Raw genomic sequence first — 20,531 nt, 5'->3', positions numbered from 1 at the left:
GATGAAGCGGCAAACAGGAGTCTCTATCATTGAAATGCTGGTGGCATCAGCGGCCGGTATTATGGCAATTTCTCTAGTGGGTTCTTTGTACATATCGGTACAAAACCACGCCTCAGAGCGCTCTCAACTGTTACTGCTCAATCAAGCTCTTTCGACAACGGCGCGCCGTATCCAAAACGACATGATCCGCGCCGGTTATAATGGCGAGGAAAGTGAAAGCTGGGTACCTTCTGGAGCCAGCAGTACGATTTATGTGTCGCAGAGTGGTGCGGTGGCGCAGTATGCGTACTACGACAGAAGAGAAATAGGTAACCCTAAGGAAAAGAAAAAACTAGAGAATGTCGTTTGGGCGTTTGATAAAGACACTGGGAAACTGTCGATTTGTCGCTCTAGAACATTGGTTGAGAGTGGCGCTAGGTCAACGCTTTATTCTGCCCAGACTGGCTGCACCTCAAACTTTGAACCAAATCTTATTAAAGTCACCAAATTCTCTGTCGGAGCGATTACGGTAGGGACTAATAGTGCCACCCATCAATATATCAATCTCACCATCGATGCGGAGTTAAGAGGTAATTCCAGTGTATTTAGCTCATTGACACGAGCTTTTATGGTAAGGAACGGCCAATGAGAAAGCAAAACGGTGTGATTACGCTAATGACCACAAGCTTGCTTCTCGTCGTTGCGCTAGCGTTAACTATGGGGGCGTACAAGACCTCGCTTTATGAGATAAAGCGAGCGCAGAATGAGGTGGAGTCGCGCAAAAACTACTGGAAAGCGGATGGGTTACTGGAGTGTACGCTTGGCTATCTTCGATTCTCAGGAGAGGGAATAGATGTTCTTGAAGATGTGGCAAGTCGACCTGAAGAGTTCACTGCCGGTTGTATAGCGAATCGAGGGAGCGTCTCACTTACAGTGAAAAAAGAGACAGACTATGTTCTTACCGCGAAGTCAAATACAAGTAGTTTATCTCGAGCAATGTTTAAAGGTGTGAATCAGCCTAAAGGTGCTATTCAAGTGAGTGGCGATTTGGAGATGATAGGGACTGTCACAATTACCCCAAGTGCGGGTCCTAATAAAGTTGTAGGAGAGTCTGAAGATAAGTTCGAGTGCACTAGCATACGCTTTTCCAATTCGATCAAGATTAAAACCGACTCCGGACTAGGAAATAGTACCTTGGACTATGGCTACACGACATCCCCTTCGAGCAATGAAAAAAAATGTCATCAAGACTATCTTACCACGTTGGGCGATAAAGCTGTGGCATCGATTGATGCATCGAACCCAGCGGGCTCTCCCGAATTTGCAAAAGATTTCTTACCCGATCCCAAAATGGACTTGTTCAAAGAACTCTTTGGTATTGCTGGAAACAAAAAAAATATTGAGACGATTTCTGGCAACTCAGAAATGTTTGTTAGGAGGGAGGTCTCAGGTAGTGATTGCGGCACATTGATTAGTGATCACTTTAACAATACTGAGAAGCGTGGCCTTTGGTTAGTTGGAAATTGTGAAGTTTCTGGCGCAGTGAACGAGCCCGATACGCGAGGACAGATGTTGGTTATAGAAAATGGAGCGTTTGCTTTCAATGGCGCTCTTGTATTCAATGGTCTTGTATATCATCGAGTTGACTCCAAAGATTCAGCGGTGAACGATCGAATTAAAGCTTTTTGGGATGAAAAAGCGAAGTCAGTCCTTCCAAATGTCTACAAAGACTACATCACAGAAGATACGGTTGGTATTCAGTATTACTCAAGCACTCCAAACGGGGGGTTAATATTTGATGCAAAAGGCAAAAAGTCAACTTTAGTCGGTGATATGGTTCTTAACTTCGATGACAGTAACCGCCCAGCTTTCCACAAAGGTAGTTTCACCTGGAAAAAAGGATCTTGGCGTGATTTCTAAACAGCGTGGTTTTAGTCTTGTCGAAGTCCTGATTGCCATGTGCCTAGTTGGGGTTGGGGCGCTGGGTTTGGTTAAGATGCAGGCGTACATAGAGCAGCGTTCTGATTATGCGTATCACAGCATTCAAGCGCTGGGACTTGCAGAGGCGAAGCTTGAGTGGTTTCGCACCCGTGGCGCAGATAGTACAACTTCAGATATGCCAGTCGCTGATTTTGATACTGACATCGTTGCAGGCTCTGACAATCACCCCCCTTACGTTGTTAATTGGCAAGTTCCTACCACTTCCATGGATGGCAATGTCAAAACGGTTCAAGTGGATGTCGATTGGACCGACCGACTTGGCGAGTCTCGTCGTCTGACTTTGACAACCCAGATTTCCCGTTACAGTGAGTTTGACTAGCGGTCCTAGCGTCACTAACTCAAGCAAGACATGTTAATTTTTTTACTGCGTCGCATGCGCTGTTAATCTCCTGATTTTTAAAATGATGCAGAAACAGGCTTACCTGACTCTCTCCGCTGCATCTCTTTCCCCCTTTAGATTGCGTTCAATTTATAAGCTATCTTTATATCATCGGGCATTTTGCGTGCTAGTTAGATAATTGTTTTGCAATTGTGCGCTTTAGTGTTGGTTAAATGTTATGTTAATCGACGTATTTTGCAAAATAAGTCTACAAATATGGAAAAAGTTCCGAATTATCTACTCTTTTCATCTTTTTTAAATAGAATGGTGTCGCAGATTTTATGTCACAGTGAAACTTGCCTTGAGATTCACAAATAACAACATCACACACACGGAGTTACCATGAGTAACCAATCGATTAATCAAGCGCCTGCTCCAAAGCCGACTGGAATGGATCGCTTTTTAAACTTTATTGAGAAAGCGGGTAACAAGATCCCAGATCCTGCTATCCTGTTTTTCTGGGCACTCGTTATTGTTTGGGTTGCATCAGCACTTTTGTCTAATGTCAGTTTCGATCTGATTAACCCACGTACCGGCACACCTCTAGAAGTGACTAACCTTCTAACGGGTGAAGCACTAGCAAGCTTCCTTGCTAACATGGTAACGACGTTCACAGGCTTTGCGCCACTGGGTATCGTACTGGTTGCGATGCTAGGTGTAGGTGTCGCTGACTCTTCAGGCTTCATCACAACTGGCCTTAAGAAAATGCTGAACTTCACGCCTGCGAAACTGCTAACGCCAATGCTGATTCTTGTAGCGATCGTATCGCACACAGCAGCGGATGCAGGTTACGTATTGGTTATTCCTCTAGGTGGTATCATCTTCCACGCGGCGGGTCGTCACCCACTAGCGGGTATCGCAGCAGCGTTTGCTGGTGTATCAGGTGGTTTCTCTGCAAACTTTATCCCTTCAGGTATCGACCCGCTACTAGCAGGTTTCACGCAAACATCTGCACAGGTTCTAGACCCAGAATACATTGTTAACCCACTAGCAAACATCTTCTTCACAGGTCTTTCTTCTGTGATCATCGTTGCTATCGGTTGGTATGTGACTGAGAAAATCATTGAGCCACGTCTAGTAAACACGCCGGTTGATGAAGATGCTGAAGAAGCACCTGATCTAGGTACGTTCACTGAGACAGAATCTAAAGCGTTCCGCGCGGCAGGTTGGTCAATGATGGCGGGTATTGCACTGCTTGTTGCTGCGATCATTCCAGAGACATCAGCGCTTCGTTCTCCAGAAGGTGAAATTACAGCGTTCTCTGCACCACTAATGAAGTCTATCGTTCCATTGATCTTCATCCTGTTCATCATTCCAGGCTACGTATACGGCCGTGTAGCGGGTACGTTCAAGACTAGCAACGATGTAATCAAAGCGATGTCAGACACAATGGCAACAATGGGCGCGTACATCGTAATGTCGTTCTTCTGTGCACAGTTCCTATCTGCATTTGGTCAGTCAAACATCGGTACTATGCTGGCACTTTACGGTGCTGAAGGTCTGAAAGCGATGAACCTACCAGGTCAGGCGACGATCGTAGGTATGATTCTACTGACTGCATTTGTGAACCTACTGGTTGGCTCTGCATCAGCAAAATGGGCACTGATTGGTCCAATCCTAGTTCCAATGCTAATGGCGGTTGGTATCTCTCCTGAGCTATCTCAAGCAGCTTACCGTGTTGGTGACTCTGTATCGAACATCATCTCACCTCTAATGGTATTCTTCCCATTGGTTGTGGTTTACTGCCAACGCTACGTGAAGTCTACGGGTATCGGTACGCTTGCTTCTCTAATGATGCCATTCTCAATCGCAATGCTGATTGGTTGGACTATCTTCTTGCTAGCTTACTGGGCTCTAGGTATCCCACTAGGTATCCAAGCACCTTACACTTACACTATGTAAGTTGAAGTAAGAGATTAAAAAAGCCCGCCAGGCAGATTGCCTAGGCGGGCTTTTTGTTTTCAGGTTCTGAGTTAGATTTCCGCTGTTTTTACTCGCTATCCTTTTAAGAATCCAGCGTGAAAGCGCAAATGGTCATCGATAAAGCTTTGGATAAAGAAGTAACTATGATCGTAACCAGGCTGCGTACGAAGTTTCACATCACTGCCTGAGCTCTCGGCTGCGGCAAGCAATAACTCTGGTTTGAGCTGCTCTTGCAAGAAGCCGTCATCTTCACCTTGATCGACCAGGATAGGCAGTGTGGCTTGTGCCGCTTGCAGTAGCTCAACACTGTCGTATTGTTTCCAATCCTCGGTGTTGTTACCTAGATAATGGCTAAGCGCTTTTTGTCCCCAAGGGCAGTTCATCGGATTGCTGATTGGGCTAAACGCAGAGATAGAGCGGTAGCGTTCACTGTTCTTCAAACCAATGGTCAGTGCGCCGTGCCCACCCATGCTATGTCCAGAGATAGAACGAACGCTGGTGACTGGAAAATGCTCTTCAATTAGCATTGGTAGTTCATCAACGATGTAGCTGTACATCTGGTAATGCTGATTCCATGGTGTTTGAGTGGCATTGACATAAAAGCCCGCACCGAGTCCAAAATCGTAGGCACCTTCTGGATCGTCAGGTACTTCCTCTCCGCGAGGGCTGGTATCCGGTGCGACGATAGCAATACCAAGTTTGGCAGCTGCGCGAAACGCGCCCGCTTTCTGCATGAAGTTCTCATCGGTGCAGGTTAAACCAGATAGCCAATAAAGGACTGGAACTGGATTGTCGGCACTTGCCTCTGGTGGCAAGTAAATAGCAAAGCGCATTGAGCAGTTGAGTACATTAGAACTGTGTTGGTATTGCTTGTGCCAACCACCAAACACTTTTGCTTGGCTAAGGTTTTCTATTGTCATTCTATTAACCTAAATGAAAATAGGGCTCTGTATGCCAGAGCCCTAAGTCAGAGTTTAGTAGTGGATTACGGTACGAATGCTCTCGCCTTTATGCATAAGGTCGAAGGCTTCGTTGATGTTCTCTAGAGGCATAGTGTGAGTGATGAACTCTTGTAGCCCAAACTCGCCTGCCATGTAGCGATTTACGATCTCTGGAAGTTCACTGCGGCCTTTAACGCCACCAAATGCACTACCACGCCATACGCGGCCAGTTACAAGTTGGAATGGACGAGTGGAGATCTCTTGGCCTGCACCTGCAACACCAATGATGACAGACTCACCCCAACCTTTATGGCAGCACTCAAGTGCTTGACGCATCACGTTGACGTTACCAATACACTCGAAAGAGTAATCAACACCACCGTCAGTCATCTCGATGATAACTTCTTGAATTGGCTTATCAAACTTCTGTGGGTTAATCACGTCAGTTGCACCAAGTTGCTGAGCAAGCTCGAATTTGCTTTCGTTGATGTCTACACCAATGATTTTGCTTGCGCCAGCCATGCGAGCACCGATAATTGCAGACAAGCCGATGCCACCAAGACCGAAGATAGCGACGGTATCGCCTTTCTCAACTTTCGCCGTGTTTAGTACCGCACCCATACCGGTGGTTACGCCACAGCCAAGTAGACACACTTCTTCAAGTGGCGCTTCTTTGTTTACTTTAGCCAGTGAAATCTCAGGGAGTACGGTGTACTCAGAGAACGTAGAACAGCCCATGTAGTGGTAAATTGGCTGACCATCTTTGTAGAAACGAGTCGTACCATCTGGCATCAAACCTTTACCTTGGGTTTCACGAACCGCTTGGCACAGGTTAGTTTTACCCGACTTACAGAACTTACATTCGCCACATTCAGCTGTGTATAGCGGGATAACGTGGTCGCCGACTTCAACGCTTGTGACGCCTTCACCAACCATTTCAACGATACCGCCACCTTCGTGACCAAGAATGCTTGGGAAGATGCCCTCTGGATCGTCGCCAGATAGAGTGAATGCATCAGTATGGCACACGCCAGTTGCAACGATCTTCACGAGTACTTCGCCAGCTTTTGGCAGCATGACATCGACTTCTTCCATTTTTAGTGGTTGGTTTGGACCCCAAGCGACAGCAGCACGTGATTTAATAAATTGTTCAGTCATGGTTTTTCCTTTTTCTTTTAAGGTCATGGTTTCAAGGTCACGAATCTATACATAAGAACACAAACGGCTAACTTACTAAGGTTAGTTCACTTCATCCCGTTTACATCGGATGACAAGCAGTATATTTATTTCTTAAAAAATGATAATTACGTAATTTTGAAATACACTATTACTATTTTGTAATAGTTGGATTTGTTCATGGCAAACTGGGAAGGCATCAACGAGTTTGTTGCGGTTGTGGAGACGCAGAGCTTTACTGCCGCAGCGGAGCGGCTATCGACCTCGGTCGCAAACATCAGCCGAAGAGTTAATGCATTAGAAGATAAACTCGCAGTAAAGCTATTTGTGCGCACCACCAGAAAAGTCTCGGTCACAGAAGTGGGGGCGACGTACTATCAGCACTGTAAACCCTTAGTTGAGGGCTTGATGTTGGCTGAGCTAGCCATTACGCAACTGCAAGCGAGTCCCACTGGAAGAATTAAGATGACTGCGCCTGTGACCTTTGGTGAGCAGGTGCTTGCTCCGCTGATGCATCAGTTTTTACTGCAATATCCGCAAATCGAGCTGGATTTGGTGCTGTCGAATCAAAAGATGGATCTGGTCCAAGAGGGTTACGATCTCGCGGTGCGTCTGGGTAAGCTTGATGATTCGAGCATGATGGCACGTAAGCTGCTCGACCGGCACATGTTTGTTTGCGCAAGTCCAAGTTACCTGGCGAAACATGGTGAGCCGCATACTTTATCTGAGCTTAAACGACACCAGTGTCTTCGCGGTTCAACCAAATACTGGCGCTTTGAAGATAAAGGCACAGAACGACTGATCCATGTTGATGGCAGAGTGCAATGCAATAGTGGCTATGCGCTCGTCGATGCCGCGTTAAAAGGGTTGGGAATTGTCCAGCTTCCCGACTATTATGTGCAACCTTATTTAGAAACGGGTGAGCTGGTGGAAGTGTTGACCCCATATAGAGGTGACCAAGAGGGCATCTGGGCGCTCTATCCGCAAAATCGGATGCTAACCTCTAAAATAAGAACCTTGATTGACTATTTATCTGAAGCATTAAACTGAGAGCCTCATGACTGACAAGCCAACACCGCCCGCGATTTCGACATCTACCGAGTTTAGTGAACAAGACCATGCCTTTATGCGCCGTGCGATGGAGTTGGCCTCTCAAGCGGAAACTGAGGGAGAAGTCCCGGTTGGTGCATTGCTGGTTAAAGACGGTGAGGTGGTAGCGGAAGGTTGGAACCAGTCGATAGGTGCGCACGATGCCAGTGCTCACGCAGAAATGCAGGTAATACGTAAAGCAGGTAAGGTGTTGGAAAACTATCGACTGCTTGATACTACGCTGTATGTCACTCTAGAGCCCTGCCCAATGTGTGCTGGCGCGCTTTTACATAGTCGCGTAAAACGAGTGGTGTTCGGTGCTCCCGATTTGAAAGCGGGCGCTGCAGGCACAGTATTAAACTTGTTTGAAAGCCAAGCGTCCTATCACTATGCAGATGTTGAATCTGGGTTACTTGAGCAAGAGTGTCGTCATCAGTTGCAAGCCTTTTTTAAACGACGCCGAAAAGAGATCAAAACGGCTAAGCAAGAGAAACAGAGGCAAGAAAAACGACAGCAGGAGCAGATGGGGAAGAAAACCGATTGATAACTGAAAGGGCAGTGAGGGGATATTTAGCAAACATCTGCGTGGCAGATGCTTGCTGTCTTTGCTTTGCAGCGTCTCTTCTACGAAGACAGTAGCTGCATAAACGAACGATGACGCCAAATAACTTTCTTCTTATTGTTTGCCATCATACGTCTGCGGCGGTTTGCGGCCACCGTCTTATTAAGGTGTTTAGCCTGGTTTCGTTTCTTCGCCAGCATAAAACAACCTCCTTTTACTACGGGTAAACCTCTCCGATCTGAATCCCTACGCACTGGGCGTATTCGATGTCCTTATTTGTGGAGCGTTGTCGGAGTCCCAAACACACGATTACCACTCAATAGGATAAGTAGTCAAAGCGTATGCAAGTGTTGGTTGGTACGGATGTACCTGCCAGGTGAGAGCGAATAATGCATCAGAACAATGGATTAAAACGAGGTATCAGTACGATGTTCTCGCTGCTCTCAAACAGTAATGTACGGCCTTGCTGGTCGGATTTCAAGTGTGCGAAAGCAGTTTGTTTCGCACACATTGACACGGGTATAGAAACTCTCAATAGTTAGCGACCCGTATTACCACCTACATTGGGTTTTACTAAGGTCTCGGCACCACTTAACGTGGAGTCCGAAGCAGAGACTGCACCTGATACAGGAGGCAGTGGCGGTATCACAATCAGTCCGTCGGTCGTCAATTCTTGCTCTGCTTGTTCGGCAAGCTGTTTGTCCACATGGCCAATGATACTTTGATAGTAGCGACGGATGTTTTCAACGTAGTTACGCGCTTCATCGCCACGCGCATAGCCATAGCGTGTTTGACTGTAGAATTTCTTCTGACGCAGCAGTGGCAGGCGATCTTTCACATCCGCCCAAGCATCCGGGTCGCCACCTTGACGTTTGGTCAGGCGTCTTGCATCCATCATATGACCAAAGCCAACATTGTAAGACGCCAGTGCAAACCAGATCTTTTCGTGTTCAGTGATGGAGTCCGGCACGCGGTCAACGATACGTCTTAAGTACTCAACACCGCCACGGACAGACTGCTCTGGATCCAGACGATTGGTGACATTGACGCTTTTTGCGGTTGGCAGCGTCAGCATCATCATACCGCGTACTCCAGTAGGCGACTTGGCAATTGGATTCCAGTGCGACTCTTGGTAGGCCAATGCCGCAATCAAACGCCAGTCAAATTCTTTAGAGTACTTCTTAAACAGCGGTGACCATTTAGGTAGTTTGTTGTCGAGAGCGCGAATGAAAGCGCGTGTATCGACGTAATCAAATACACCAATGTGACCGATATACTTCTCTTCTAAATTAGCCAGCTCGCCAGTTTGTTTAAGCTGGCCGAAGAACTCAATGAGCAGGGCATATAAGCTCTCATCTTCTGATTGGCGCATATACCAAGAAATCGGTTGGTCTTCGGTCATCTCGAAAGCGAGCGCCAAATCAGGATAGATACGTTGTGATAGCGATAGCTCAACCGAATCCGCCATAGTAAAGCGCAGTTTACCTTCTGACACTTGCTTAAGCAGATCATTGACGTCTGCATTGGCATCGACGTAGTAGCGAATATCTGGATGCTGGCTGGCTACCGTGGCTAAGGTTTTTTCGAAATGTGAGTCTTTGACAATGGCAAACACCTCTTCGCCATCGGCTTTATCAATCAGCTCTTGTTGAGTATTCAGCAACTGCTCTAGGTTGCGTGGACGCCACTGACCTTTTTTATACACCACTTGTTGGCTGACATAGTAGTAAGCAGGGCCTGCTCGAAAACTCTGAATACGCTCTGGCGACTGACTTAGGCCGGCAGCGATGATATCAATCTCGCCCTTTTGCAAAGCAGGAAATAGGCTCGCTTGGCGAAAGGCGGGTTTCATTTCTAGCTTCACGCCCAACGCATCGGCAAATTGTCTTGCAAGCTCGTAATCCAGTCCGGTTGGACCGTCGGGGCCGATGTAGTAGGAGAGCTGGTTATTGAGAGTACCGACACGAAGTACACCGCGCTCTTTGATGTTTTCCAATTCACTCTTTGGATCAGAATCGATTTGACAGCCGGCCAAGCCAATAGTGAGCAGACAGGCAGACAGCAATTTTAACCAGCGGCGGTTAGGCCAACGAACAACAGATGGACTTTGCATTAATTCATAGATCTCACAACGTTAGTGCTGCCTTTATACCAAAGCTGTGCGTGTTGGCAAAGCGAGATAGCAGAAACACCCGAGAGTGGTCACTTTATCATCAATCTCTATGGTATTTCGGCAAAAGCAAAAAAAATGACGAAAACGTTTGCGCCAACGCTTACGTCACAAAAAAAAATCCTCTATAATACCGCCGCATCAAGGTAGGAGAAATCGTTATAAGTTCAGTTTTTACTATTAACTGATTGAATTTATAAGAATTTCACCTAAATCAACTGCATAAGAGACCTAAGCACATGAGAATTTTGCGTGGTTCCCCAGCTCTTTCTGAGTTTCGTGTTAACAAGCTACTAGAGCTTTGTCGTGAACTAAACCTACCAGTAACAGGTATTTACGCTGAGTTTGCCCACTTTGCCGACCTAACGGCAGACCTGGATGCGTCTGAAGTTGAAAAATTAGAGAAGTTGCTGACTTATGGTCCAACTATCGAAGAGCACGAGCCAACGGGCACACTGCTACTAGTGACACCTCGCCCAGGTACTATCTCGCCATGGTCTTCTAAATCTACGGATATCGCGAATAACTGTGGTCTAGACAAAGTGACTCGTCTAGAACGTGGTACGGCATACTATGTAGAGACATCAAGCGAACTGACTGAGCTTCAACTTGTTGAGCTTAAAGCGGTTATCCACGACCGTATGATGGAAGTGGTTTTCTCTGATTTCGAATCAGCAGCAGCGCTGTTTCAAGTAGCAGAGCCAGCACCAGTTGCAGATGTTGATCTACTAACAGGTGGTCGCAAAGCACTAGAAGACGCGAACGTGACGCTAGGTCTTGCACTTGCAGAAGATGAAATTGATTACCTACTTGAAAGCTTTGTTACTAAGCTAGAGCGCAACCCAACAGACATCGAATTGATGATGTTTGCACAGGCGAACTCTGAGCACTGTCGTCACAAGATTTTCAACGCAGATTGGACTATCGACGGCGTGAAGCAAGACAAGTCGCTGTTCAAGATGATCAAAAACACATTCGAAACGACACCAGAGCACGTTCTGTCTGCATACAAAGATAATGCAGCGGTTATGGAAGGTTCTGAAGTGGGTCGTTTCTTCCCAGATCCAAAGACTCGTCAATACGGCTACAACCACGAGAAAGCGCACATCCTAATGAAGGTGGAAACACACAACCACCCAACAGCGATTTCTCCATGGCCAGGTGCATCGACAGGTAGCGGTGGTGAAATCCGTGACGAAGGCGCAACAGGTATTGGCGGTAAGCCAAAAGCAGGTCTTGTAGGCTTTACGACTTCTAACCTTCGTATTCCTGGCTTCGAGCAGCCTTGGGAAACTGACTTTGGTAAGCCAGGTCGTATTGTTAACGCACTGGATATCATGCTAGAAGGTCCACTAGGTGGCGCGGCGTTTAACAACGAATTTGGTCGTCCAAACCTACTTGGTTACTTCCGTACCTATGAAGAGAAGGTAACGTCTCACGCAGGTGAAGAAGTACGTGGTTACCACAAGCCAATCATGATTGCTGGTGGTATGGGTAACATCCGTGACGAGCACGTTCAGAAGAAAGAGATCCCAGTAGGTGCAAGCCTAATCGTACTTGGCGGTCCTGCGATGAACATCGGTCTTGGCGGCGGTGCAGCCTCTTCTATGGCGTCTGGTCAGTCTGCTGAAGACCTAGACTTTGCCTCAGTACAGCGTGAAAACCCAGAGATGGAACGTCGCTGTCAAGAAGTGATCGACCGCTGCTGGCAGCTAGGTGAAGATAACCCAATCGCATTTATTCACGATGTGGGCGCGGGCGGTATCTCAAACGCACTTCCTGAGCTTGTTGATGATGGTGAGCGCGGCGGTATCTTCCAACTGCGTGACGTACCAAATGATGAGCCTGGCATGAGCCCACTTGAGATTTGGTGTAACGAATCTCAAGAACGTTATGTCATGGCAGTAGCGCCAGAGAACATGGCAGCATTTGATGCTATCTGTAAGCGTGAGCGCGCACCCTACGCTGTAGTGGGTGTTGCAACAGAAGAGCGTGAACTTAAGCTTGAAGATTCACACTTCGACAACACGCCAATCGACATGCCGATGGACATCCTTCTAGGCAAAACGCCGAAGATGCATCGTGATGCGAAAACACTGAAAGTAGACAGCCCTGCGATCTCTCGCGAAGGCATTGAAATGAACGATGCGGTTGACCGCGTTCTTCGTCTACCAACCGTTGCAGAAAAAACATTCCTTATCACCATTGGTGATCGCACGGTAACGGGTCTGGTTGCTCGTGACCAGATGGTTGGTCCTTGGCAGGTACCGGTAGCAAACTGCGCAGTAACCGCAGCGAGCTACGATACTTACCACGGTGAAGCCATGTCTATGGGTGAGCGCACACCTGTCGCTCTACTAGACTTCGGCGCTTCTGCTCGTCTAGCGGTAGGTGAGTCTCTGACTAACATCGCAGCGACAGACATCGGCGATATTAAGCGTATCAAGCTATCAGCCAACTGGATGTCTCCAGCAGGCCACCCTGGTGAAGACGCAGGTCTTTACGAAGCGGTGAAAGCGGTAGGTGAAGAGCTATGTCCTGCACTGGGTCTAACGATTCCAGTAGGTAAAGACTCAATGTCGATGAAGACCAAGTGGAACGAGAACGGTGAAGACAAAGAAGTGACGTCTCCACTTTCACTGGTTATCACTGCATTTGGTCGTGTGAACGATGTTCGTAAGACGGTAACGCCGCAGCTTCGCACTGACAAAGGTGACTCATCACTTGTTCTTGTTGATCTTGGTAACGGTAAAAACCGTCTAGGCGCAACGGCATTGGCACAGGTTTACAAGCAGCTTGGTGATAAGCCAGCAGACGTAGACAACGCAGAGCAGCTAAAAGGCTTCTTCGATGCGATGCAAACGCTTGTTCGTGATGATAAGCTAGTGGCTTACCACGATAAAGGCGATGGCGGTCTATTCGTAACCCTTGCTGAGATGGCATTTGCTGGTCACTGTGGCGTGAAAGCTGATATCGCGGATCTAGGTGAGGACGTACTAGCAGCACTATTTAACGAAGAGCTAGGTGCGGTTGTTCAGGTTAAGAATGATGACCTAGAAGCAGTGACAGCGGTTCTAGCGGCTAACGGCCTAGAAGCGTGTTCGCACGTAATCGGCAGCGTAGAAGCGTCTGACGACTTCGTTATCACCTCTGGTGACGCTGTTGTTATCGAGCGTTCTCGTATTGAGCTACGTACTATCTGGGCTGAAACCACGCACAAGATGCAGTCACTGCGTGACAACTCAGCGTGTGCAGACCAAGAGCACGAAGCGAAGAAAGACAACTCTGACCCAGGCCTAAACGTTAAACTCAGCTTCGATGTTAAAGAAGACGTTGCAGCACCATACATTGCGACGGGCGCTAAACCTAAGATGGCTATTCTTCGTGAGCAAGGTGTTAACTCTCACGTTGAAATGGCCGCAGCGTTTGACCGTGCTGGCTTTGAAGCGACGGACATTCACATGAGCGACATCCTGACAGGACAAGCAGTACTTGAAGAATACCAAGGTCTTGTGGCTTGTGGTGGCTTCTCTTACGGTGACGTTCTAGGTGCGGGTGAAGGTTGGGCTAAGTCTATCCTGTTCAACGACCAAGCGCGTGACCAGTTCCAAAGCTTCTTCCACCGCGAAGATACCTTCTCACTAGGTGTATGTAACGGCTGTCAGATGCTATCGAACCTAAAAGAGCTGATCCCAGGTGCAGACCTATGGCCACGCTTCGTTCGTAACGAATCTGAGCGCTTTGAAGCTCGCTTTAGCCTAGTAGAAGTTCAGAAGTCTGACTCTATCTTCTTCGATGGTATGGAAGGTTCACGCATGCCAATCGCAGTTTCTCACGGCGAAGGCCGCGTAGAGGTTCGTGATAATGACCACCTAAATGCGATTGAAGCATCAGGTACAGTAGCGGTACGTTACATTGATAACAACGGTAACCCAACGCAGCAGTATCCAAACAACCCGAACGGTTCACCAAACGCAATCACAGGTCTAACGACTCGTGACGGTCGTGTGACTATCATGATGCCACACCCAGAGCGTGTATTCCGTACGGTTGCGAACTCTTGGGCTCCTGAATCTTGGGGTGAAGATAGTGCTTGGATGCGTATGTTCCGCAACGCTCGCGTGAACGTAGGTAAGTAATCGATCTGAGGTGATTGCCTCAAATGTTACAGCCAAATAGTTAATGAAGTCCTCAGTGGAAACACTGGGGACTTTTTCTATAAAAACTCTGAGCGTCAGCGCTGGATTTGTGTTCTAATACCGCGCTGGCTTAGGGATGGTCAGTATTACATTGCTGGAATATCCCTTAACAAAGTCTTTAGGAAATACATAAATGTCTGAAAATAAAAAATTTACTATCCGTCTAACGGAAAAGCGTAACGGCTGGTCTGCAGAGATCATGCGTCAAGTAACTTCTCGTCGCACGGTTGTGTCTAAGCGCGAGATGGGCTTTGAGAGCCAAGAGTTGGCTCAAGCGTGGGCGGATAAAGAGCTCGCTGGTTTTATTGAAAACCAAGCAAAGCGCAATGAGCGTAAAGCAGAAACTCGCGCAGCGAAAGCAGAAGCAGCTGCGAAAGCCGAAGCTGCAGCAGATAGCGAAGAGTAATCCTTTTTGCTCTGATGGTGGTTCCTAGGGATGCCCCTAGGAACGCATTGTCATTCTCAATTCAATCTACTGACTTACCTGAGCGTTCAGTTGCTCAACCAAACCACCCTCTAACCCAAGCTGGGTTGCCAACTCTTTCAAATAGGCCTTTTCCATAAAGTTTTGCTCATCGGCTACTAATAGGCTGGCTAGGTATATTTCGGTTGCGTGTTCTGGTGATACGGCCAATCGCGCGATTTCTGAAGGATCGAGAGGTTTCGCTATCTCCGCTTGAATCAACTGTTGCACTGATGCGTCAGCATCGATTTGGGTGAGTGCTTGTTCGATCTTAGCCATCTCTTGCTCGTCAATATGTCCATCTGCCTTGGCCGCTGCGATCATCGCTTTGAGCACCGATTCATCGTGTTGCGAGGTTTGGGTAAAGTTAGCTGGAGTTTGCGGTGAACTAGAAGGGTTGGACTCCCCTTTGTTGTAGTCGTTGTATAGCTTGTAAGCGAGTGCACCTAATGCTGCAGCGCCACCAACACCTAGTGCGGTTTTGCCCATTTTTTTGGTTTTCTTAGAGCCCACAAGCATACCGAGTAAACCTCCGCCTACCGCTCCAGCACCAAGAGCGCCAAGGGTTTTCTTATCACCGAGAGCTTGGCCGATGCTTGACGAGGACTGGCTCGCTTTCTGGGTGGTTTGATTGACGATATCTGAATTAAGGGCTTGGTTAAGCAGTGATTTTAGGTTCATCTATTACTCCTAGTCAGGTGGTATTCCACCATCATAAGAAAGCGAACATGAACAGAGTATGAAGGCAATAAAAAAGGCCGCATAGCGGCCTTTAGGATAATCTGGGTAACGATTAAGCTAGCTGAGCTTTCACGTGAGCCACGATATCGTCGATAGCAATTGGCGTTTTGTCACCAGTGCGGCGGTTCTTGTATTCGAAGTTACCTTCGTCCATGCTGCGGTCACCAATAACCACAGTATGAGGAACACCAACAAGCTCCATGTCAGAGAACATGACACCTGGGCGCTCTTTACGATCGTCAAATAGCACTTCGATACCAGCTGCAGTCAGTTCTGCGTATAGCTTCTCTGCTGCTTCTTTAACGCGCTCAGACTTATGCATGTTCATCGGTACGATCGCTACCTGGAATGGGGCGATAGCGTCAGGCCAGATGATGCCGTACTTATCATTGTTCTGTTCGATAGCAGCAGCTACCACACGAGAAACACCGATACCGTAACAACCCATCTCTAGGATAACGTTCTTACCGTCAGGACCAAGCACGCCACAGTTCATCTTCTCAGAGTAGTTTTTACCAAGCTGGAAGATATGGCCGACTTCGATACCACGCTTAAGCAGGATAGTGCCTTGACCACATGGGCTTGGATCGCCTTCTACGACGTTACGCAGATCTTCTACTTTACCAAGCTCAACGTCACGACCCCAGTTGATGCCAAAGTAGTGCTTGTCATCAATGTTAGCGCCAGCGCCGAAATCGTTCATTACCGCGACAGAACAGTCTACGATGAATGGCAGTTCAAGACCAACTGGGCCTAGTGAGCCTGGGCCTGCGCCAATTGCTGCGCGAATTTCTTCTTCTGTTGCCATTTCTAGAGGAGAGGCAACTTCCGCAATTTTCTCAGCTTTGATTTCGTTAAGCTCGTGGTCACCACGGATGATAAGGCCGATAAGCGGCGCTTCGATTTCATCAGAGGCTTTAACAAACAGCGTTTTCACTGTTTTCTCGATTGGCAGGTCGAACTGCTCTACAAGCTCAGCAATGGTTTTCGCATTCGGCGTATCTACCATTGTCATATCGATAGTTGGAGCGGCTAGCTCTTCTGCAGGTGCTAATGCTTCTGCTTTTTCGATATTTGCCGCGTAGTCAGACTCAGAAGAGAAGGCGATAAGGTCTTCACCACTTTCAGCCAGTACGTGGAATTCGTGTGAGCCGTTACCACCGATAGCACCGGTATCAGCGAGCACTGGACGGTAATTTAGACCCATGCGGTCAAACGCTTTGCAGTAGGCGTCGTGCATCGCTTCGTAAGACTTCTCTAAGCCTTCTTTGTCGATGTCGAAGCTGTACGCATCCATCATAGAGAATTCACGTGCGCGCATCACGCCAAAACGTGGGCGGCGCTCATCTCGGAATTTAGTTTGGATTTGGTACAGGTTCAGTGGTAGCTGCTTGTACGAGTTGACTTCGTTACGCACAAGGCTAGTGATCACTTCTTCTGCTGTTGGGCTAAGTACAAACGGACGCTCATGACGGTCAGTGAAGCGAAGTAGTTCATCACCCATCTTTTCAGATCGGCCTGTCTCTTCCCATAGTTCAAACGGCTGCACTACGGGCATCAAAGTCTCAACTGCACCTGCATTATCGATCTCTTGGCGAACGATGTTTTCGACTTTACGCAGAACACGTAGACCCGTTGGTAGCCAAGTGTATAGACCTGAAGCTAGTTTACGAATCATACCTGCACGCAGCATTAGCTGGTGACTTACAACTTCTGCGTCGTTTGGTGTCTCCTTCAGAGTAGAAAGAAGATAGTTACTGGTACGCATTTATGGGTATCCGTTCATCATGTTGATAGTAAATCTGGGCAGAGGTGCCCAAATTGAGTTAAGCCGTCTATGATATCAGCCAAATGCCTTTCTACCAAATGACTTTGCTAGCAAAAAGGTCTCATCAATAAACACCTAGAATCAGGCGTTTAGAGAGTCTCAATGGTGGTGACGTCAATGTGATCGCTATTGGCTTTAAACTTTACGTTCCAATCGAACAGTCTTACGCCATATTCTTTGTCATCGATCTTACCTTTTTTATAGGCAGGCCTTGGGTCTTGCGCCAATACTTCGCGGATGATTTGTTGCTTATGCTGGCCCTCTGGTGCCTTCGATAGAACCTCAACTGCAGAGGGTGAGAATGTCACCTCGGTTGCTTCCGGCTCGGATTCTGCGTACCCCCCTTTAGCATAAGTGATGGAATCGGAGTAGGGGATATAGGGTTTGATATCAATAATAGGGGTACCATCGACCAAATCGACGCTACCGACATCGATAAACACTTGTTGACCTTTCTGCCTTACCCCTCGAAATTCAACCGCAGACATCCCAATACCATTTGGTCTAAATGTGGCGCGGCTAGCAAGCACGCCAATGCGTTCATTGCCACCTAAGCGTGGAGGTCTTACCGTTGGTTTCCAGCCCGCTTCTAGGTTTTGGTCAAACAGAAATAACAGCCATAGATGTGAGAATTGATCGAGACCGCGAACGGCTTCTAGACAATTAATGTCTCCCTGTAAGGCAATTGAGGCCGTGGCACTTGGCACTAATCTGGGTTGCCTAGGGACGGCAAACTTCTCTTTATAGGGGGAATGAATGGTACCAATAGGGTGCAGAGAGTAGCTCATCGACTGAGTCCTGGTTCACATAATTCAATATCCATCATTTCAGACGCACGGTTTTTTTTCAATCTCGATATGTTGAGGTTTTTTTAGAGCTAATTCCCTGTCATAAGAGTGAAAAGATGAATATGTCACAGGAATGTTATAGTTTATTTTATATTTAGATCAATATAAGTCATTGTATAGTTGCTAACATAATGGTTGAAAATTGCACTGAATTTACAATTGGCAACATTTTAGGCTTTTATTATTGAGCTCGCTCACGTACCCTGCGCCTGCTTTTTACAAAGTTGTCAGAAATAAGACCGATGAGTGTCATCTGAACTAAAGAACTTTGTTAACAGCTAGGACAATATAAAAAAGGAGGGGACAGATGAGTTCATCTGCCACAATGAAACACAACAAGCCAAAAAAGCCTCTATTTACCCGTTTTCTAGACGGCGTTGAGTACTTGGGGAACCTATTGCCCCACCCAATCACACTATTTGCAATTTTCTGTCTAGCTATTCTTGTCATGTCTGGCATCGCTGGCTACTTCGATGTTGCCGTTGCTGATCCTCGCCCTGAAGGCGCTGCTGGTCGTGCTGCTAACGGTATGATTGAGGTTGTGAGCCTTGTTAATGCTGAAGGCCTACAGTTAATTGTGACTAACCTAGTGAAAAACTTCACAGGCTTCGCACCACTTGGTACCGTACTCGTTGCGATGCTTGGTGTAGCGATCGCTGAGCACTCAGGCATGCTTTCAGCTGCAATGCGTGGTCTAGTTATGGGTGCATCTAAGCGCATGGTAACGGTGACAGTCGTATTTGCTGGTATCATTTCTAACACAGCTTCAGAGCTTGGTTACGTCGTACTTATTCCGTTGGCAGCGATGCTGTTCCACTCTTTAGGACGTCACCCTCTCGCCGGTCTTGCTGCTGCGTTTGCTGGTGTATCGGGTGGTTATTCTGCGAACCTACTTATCGGTACGGTAGACCCACTGCTTTCAGGTATCACTGAAACAGCTGCGCAAATGATCGATCCAACCTATACAGTTGGTCCAGAGTCGAACTGGTACTTCATGTTCATCTCTACGTTCTTCATTGCGATTACAGGTGCATTCGTTACTGAGAAAATCGTTGAGCCAAAACTTGGTAAATACAACGATGAAGAAGCCTCAGAAGATTTGTCTAACGACAGCATGGGCTCTTTGACTGCGGTTGAGAAGAAAGGCCTAAAAATGGCGGGTATTGCGGTTCTAGTAGTGAGCGCAATTATCGCATCGACAGTTGTTCCAGAAAACGGCGTACTTCGTACGGCTGACGGTCAAGTTGCAGGCTCTCCATTCCTTAAGAGTATCGTAGCCTTCATCTTTGTATTCTTCGCAATCCCTGGCTTTATTTACGGTAAAGTAACGGGCTCTATGAAGAATGACCGTGATGTCATTGATGCTATGTCTAAGTCTATGTCTTCGATGGGCATGTACATTGTGTTGGTGTTCTTCGCTGCGCAATTTGTTGCCTTCTTTAAGTGGACGAACTTTGGTCAAGTATTCGCAGTAGCGGGCGCAGACTTCCTACAGACTATTGGTCTAACAGGTCCTGCACTGTTCTTCGCATTTATCCTAATGTGTGGCTTCATCAACCTGATGATTGGCTCTGCATCGGCGCAGTGGGCAGTAACGGCTCCTATCTTCGTGCCTATGCTAATGTTAGTCGGTTACGCTCCTGAGACCATTCAGGCGGCTTACCGTATCGGTGACTCGACGACTAATATCATTACGCCAATGATGAGCTACTTTGGTCTTATCCTTGCGGTAGCGACTCGCTATATGAAAAACCTAGGCATTGGTACGCTGATCGCGACCATGCTGCCTTACTCAATCTGCTTTATCGTAGGCTGGAGTATCTTGTTCTACGTATGGGTATTCCTTCTAGGTCTACCAGTAGGCCCTGGTGCGGCAACGTACTACACGCCTTAAGCGAAAGCTCAATTATCGATATGAAAAATGCTCCCAATAGGGTAATGCTTGTAAGTTAAGAAGCTAACACCTTTTAGAAGGCCTAGTCGCATAGCGACTGGGCCTTCTTTTTACCGCTCTTGGATAGCTCCTATCTCGCCTTTCTGGCAACGTAAAACTCTCAGCCATATCTAGGATATAGTTCATCACCTCCGGGATTCTTCCAGGTGCGACGGCAGGAAGGAGTTGTAACTGTCCTATTAAGAACAACGAAGCTTGTTTAAAGCCTATCTGGTAAGGCATTACCTTGTTTTGGTCGTAGGCCATTTGGCACATTAAGAACCGAAGTAAGTTATAGG

At 47.3% G+C, this 20,531-nt stretch carries 16 protein-coding genes and 1 pseudogene; 9 read left to right on the top strand and 8 right to left on the bottom strand.

What is annotated here, in order from left to right:
• The first annotated feature begins 1 nt into the window (after position 1).
• The 4 genes from L4C42_RS16200 (at position 2) to L4C42_RS16185 (ending at position 4,261) form a co-directional block, all read left to right on the top strand.
• On the top strand, positions 2-628 hold the full coding sequence (locus L4C42_RS16200; protein WP_429761251.1) for a PilW family protein: 627 nt from the start codon (positions 2-4) through the stop codon (positions 626-628).
• On the top strand, positions 625-1,899 hold the full coding sequence (locus L4C42_RS16195; protein WP_429761249.1) for a hypothetical protein: 1,275 nt from the start codon (positions 625-627) through the stop codon (positions 1,897-1,899). The genes L4C42_RS16200 and L4C42_RS16195 overlap by 4 nt, the downstream gene beginning before the upstream one ends.
• Positions 1,889-2,299 carry a type IV pilus modification PilV family protein gene (locus L4C42_RS16190; protein WP_429761247.1) on the top strand — a complete coding sequence of 137 codons (411 nt, stop codon included), beginning with the start codon at positions 1,889-1,891 and terminating at the stop codon, positions 2,297-2,299. The genes L4C42_RS16195 and L4C42_RS16190 overlap by 11 nt, the downstream gene beginning before the upstream one ends.
• A 402-nt stretch (positions 2,300-2,701) precedes the next feature.
• Positions 2,702-4,261, top strand: a complete 1,560-nt coding sequence (locus tag L4C42_RS16185; protein WP_338163660.1) for an AbgT family transporter — start codon at positions 2,702-2,704, stop codon at positions 4,259-4,261.
• Between the two features lie 95 nt (positions 4,262-4,356).
• Here L4C42_RS16185 and fghA read toward each other — a convergent pair whose 3' ends face one another.
• Positions 4,357-5,202 carry an S-formylglutathione hydrolase gene (gene fghA, locus L4C42_RS16180; protein ID WP_429761245.1) on the bottom strand — a complete coding sequence of 282 codons (846 nt, stop codon included), beginning with the start codon at positions 5,200-5,202 and terminating at the stop codon, positions 4,357-4,359.
• 54 nt (positions 5,203-5,256) lie between these two features.
• On the bottom strand, positions 5,257-6,381 hold the full coding sequence (locus L4C42_RS16175; RefSeq protein ID WP_112461206.1) for an S-(hydroxymethyl)glutathione dehydrogenase/class III alcohol dehydrogenase: 1,125 nt from the start codon (positions 6,379-6,381) through the stop codon (positions 5,257-5,259).
• A gap of 198 nt (positions 6,382-6,579) precedes the next feature.
• Between L4C42_RS16175 and L4C42_RS16170 the strand changes: the two genes are divergently transcribed.
• On the top strand, positions 6,580-7,449 hold the full coding sequence (locus L4C42_RS16170; RefSeq protein ID WP_418641703.1) for a LysR family transcriptional regulator: 870 nt from the start codon (positions 6,580-6,582) through the stop codon (positions 7,447-7,449).
• 7 nt (positions 7,450-7,456) lie between these two features.
• Complete coding sequence (gene tadA / locus L4C42_RS16165) at positions 7,457-8,032, top strand: tRNA adenosine(34) deaminase TadA (protein WP_429761242.1); 576 nt, start codon at positions 7,457-7,459, stop codon at positions 8,030-8,032.
• A gap of 80 nt (positions 8,033-8,112) precedes the next feature.
• On the opposite strand, the gene L4C42_RS16160 is transcribed toward tadA, so the two are convergent.
• Complete coding sequence (locus tag L4C42_RS16160) at positions 8,113-8,250, bottom strand: hypothetical protein (protein WP_156110205.1); 138 nt, start codon at positions 8,248-8,250, stop codon at positions 8,113-8,115.
• 338 nt (positions 8,251-8,588) lie between these two features.
• Positions 8,589-10,163 (bottom strand): membrane-bound lytic murein transglycosylase MltF, encoded by a 1,575-nt coding sequence (gene mltF, locus L4C42_RS16155; protein ID WP_429761240.1) that lies wholly within the window; start codon positions 10,161-10,163, stop codon positions 8,589-8,591.
• A gap of 296 nt (positions 10,164-10,459) precedes the next feature.
• On the opposite strand from mltF, the gene purL reads away from it, so the two are divergent.
• Both purL and L4C42_RS16145 read left to right on the top strand, forming a co-directional pair.
• Entirely contained in the window at positions 10,460-14,359 is a 3,900-nt protein-coding gene (gene purL / locus L4C42_RS16150; RefSeq protein ID WP_429761238.1) for a phosphoribosylformylglycinamidine synthase, read from the top strand.
• A gap of 193 nt (positions 14,360-14,552) precedes the next feature.
• Positions 14,553-14,825, top strand: coding sequence for a DUF3622 domain-containing protein (locus L4C42_RS16145; protein WP_353497994.1), 273 nt, complete (start codon positions 14,553-14,555; stop codon positions 14,823-14,825).
• Positions 14,826-14,891: 66 nt separating this feature from the next.
• Here L4C42_RS16145 and L4C42_RS16140 read toward each other — a convergent pair whose 3' ends face one another.
• The 3 genes from L4C42_RS16140 to tsaA form a co-directional block, all read right to left on the bottom strand.
• Positions 14,892-15,563: a tellurite resistance TerB family protein gene (locus L4C42_RS16140; RefSeq protein ID WP_353497995.1), complete on the bottom strand. Its 672-nt coding sequence runs from the start codon at positions 15,561-15,563 to the stop codon at positions 14,892-14,894.
• A 112-nt stretch (positions 15,564-15,675) separates the two neighbouring features.
• Entirely contained in the window at positions 15,676-17,391 is a 1,716-nt protein-coding gene (locus L4C42_RS16135) for a proline--tRNA ligase (RefSeq protein ID WP_418641701.1), read from the bottom strand.
• A 149-nt stretch (positions 17,392-17,540) separates the two neighbouring features.
• On the bottom strand, positions 17,541-18,239 hold the full coding sequence (tsaA, locus tag L4C42_RS16130) for a tRNA (N6-threonylcarbamoyladenosine(37)-N6)-methyltransferase TrmO (RefSeq protein ID WP_353497997.1): 699 nt from the start codon (positions 18,237-18,239) through the stop codon (positions 17,541-17,543).
• A gap of 367 nt (positions 18,240-18,606) precedes the next feature.
• Between tsaA and L4C42_RS16125 the strand changes: the two genes are divergently transcribed.
• Positions 18,607-20,193, top strand: coding sequence for an AbgT family transporter (locus tag L4C42_RS16125; protein WP_353497998.1), 1,587 nt, complete (start codon positions 18,607-18,609; stop codon positions 20,191-20,193).
• Positions 20,194-20,256: 63 nt separating this feature from the next.
• Here L4C42_RS16125 and L4C42_RS16120 read toward each other — a convergent pair.
• Positions 20,257-20,531: pseudogene (locus L4C42_RS16120) on the bottom strand (IS4 family transposase); the annotation flags it as partial.

It is taken from the genome of Vibrio wakamikoensis (assembly GCF_050337275.1).
Classification (GTDB): Bacteria; Pseudomonadota; Gammaproteobacteria; order Enterobacterales; family Vibrionaceae; genus Vibrio; species Vibrio chaetopteri.
This window is presented reverse-complemented; position numbering and strand designations above follow the sequence as displayed.

Coding starts and splice junctions, on each gene's coding strand:
- tadA (WP_429761242.1), top strand. CDS start 7,457: ATGACTGACAAGCCAACACCGCCCGCGATTTCGACATCTACCGAGTTT.
- L4C42_RS16125 (WP_353497998.1), top strand. CDS start 18,607: ATGAGTTCATCTGCCACAATGAAACACAACAAGCCAAAAAAGCCTCTA.
- L4C42_RS16170 (WP_418641703.1), top strand. CDS start 6,580: ATGGCAAACTGGGAAGGCATCAACGAGTTTGTTGCGGTTGTGGAGACG.
- L4C42_RS16175 (WP_112461206.1), bottom strand. CDS start 6,381: ATGACTGAACAATTTATTAAATCACGTGCTGCTGTCGCTTGGGGTCCA.
- purL (WP_429761238.1), top strand. CDS start 10,460: ATGAGAATTTTGCGTGGTTCCCCAGCTCTTTCTGAGTTTCGTGTTAAC.
- L4C42_RS16135 (WP_418641701.1), bottom strand. CDS start 17,391: ATGCGTACCAGTAACTATCTTCTTTCTACTCTGAAGGAGACACCAAAC.
- L4C42_RS16160 (WP_156110205.1), bottom strand. CDS start 8,250: ATGCTGGCGAAGAAACGAAACCAGGCTAAACACCTTAATAAGACGGTG.
- L4C42_RS16195 (WP_429761249.1), top strand. CDS start 625: ATGAGAAAGCAAAACGGTGTGATTACGCTAATGACCACAAGCTTGCTT.
- mltF (WP_429761240.1), bottom strand. CDS start 10,163: ATGCAAAGTCCATCTGTTGTTCGTTGGCCTAACCGCCGCTGGTTAAAA.
- fghA (WP_429761245.1), bottom strand. CDS start 5,202: ATGACAATAGAAAACCTTAGCCAAGCAAAAGTGTTTGGTGGTTGGCAC.
- L4C42_RS16200 (WP_429761251.1), top strand. CDS start 2: ATGAAGCGGCAAACAGGAGTCTCTATCATTGAAATGCTGGTGGCATCA.
- tsaA (WP_353497997.1), bottom strand. CDS start 18,239: ATGAGCTACTCTCTGCACCCTATTGGTACCATTCATTCCCCCTATAAA.
- L4C42_RS16145 (WP_353497994.1), top strand. CDS start 14,553: ATGTCTGAAAATAAAAAATTTACTATCCGTCTAACGGAAAAGCGTAAC.
- L4C42_RS16185 (WP_338163660.1), top strand. CDS start 2,702: ATGAGTAACCAATCGATTAATCAAGCGCCTGCTCCAAAGCCGACTGGA.
- L4C42_RS16140 (WP_353497995.1), bottom strand. CDS start 15,563: ATGAACCTAAAATCACTGCTTAACCAAGCCCTTAATTCAGATATCGTC.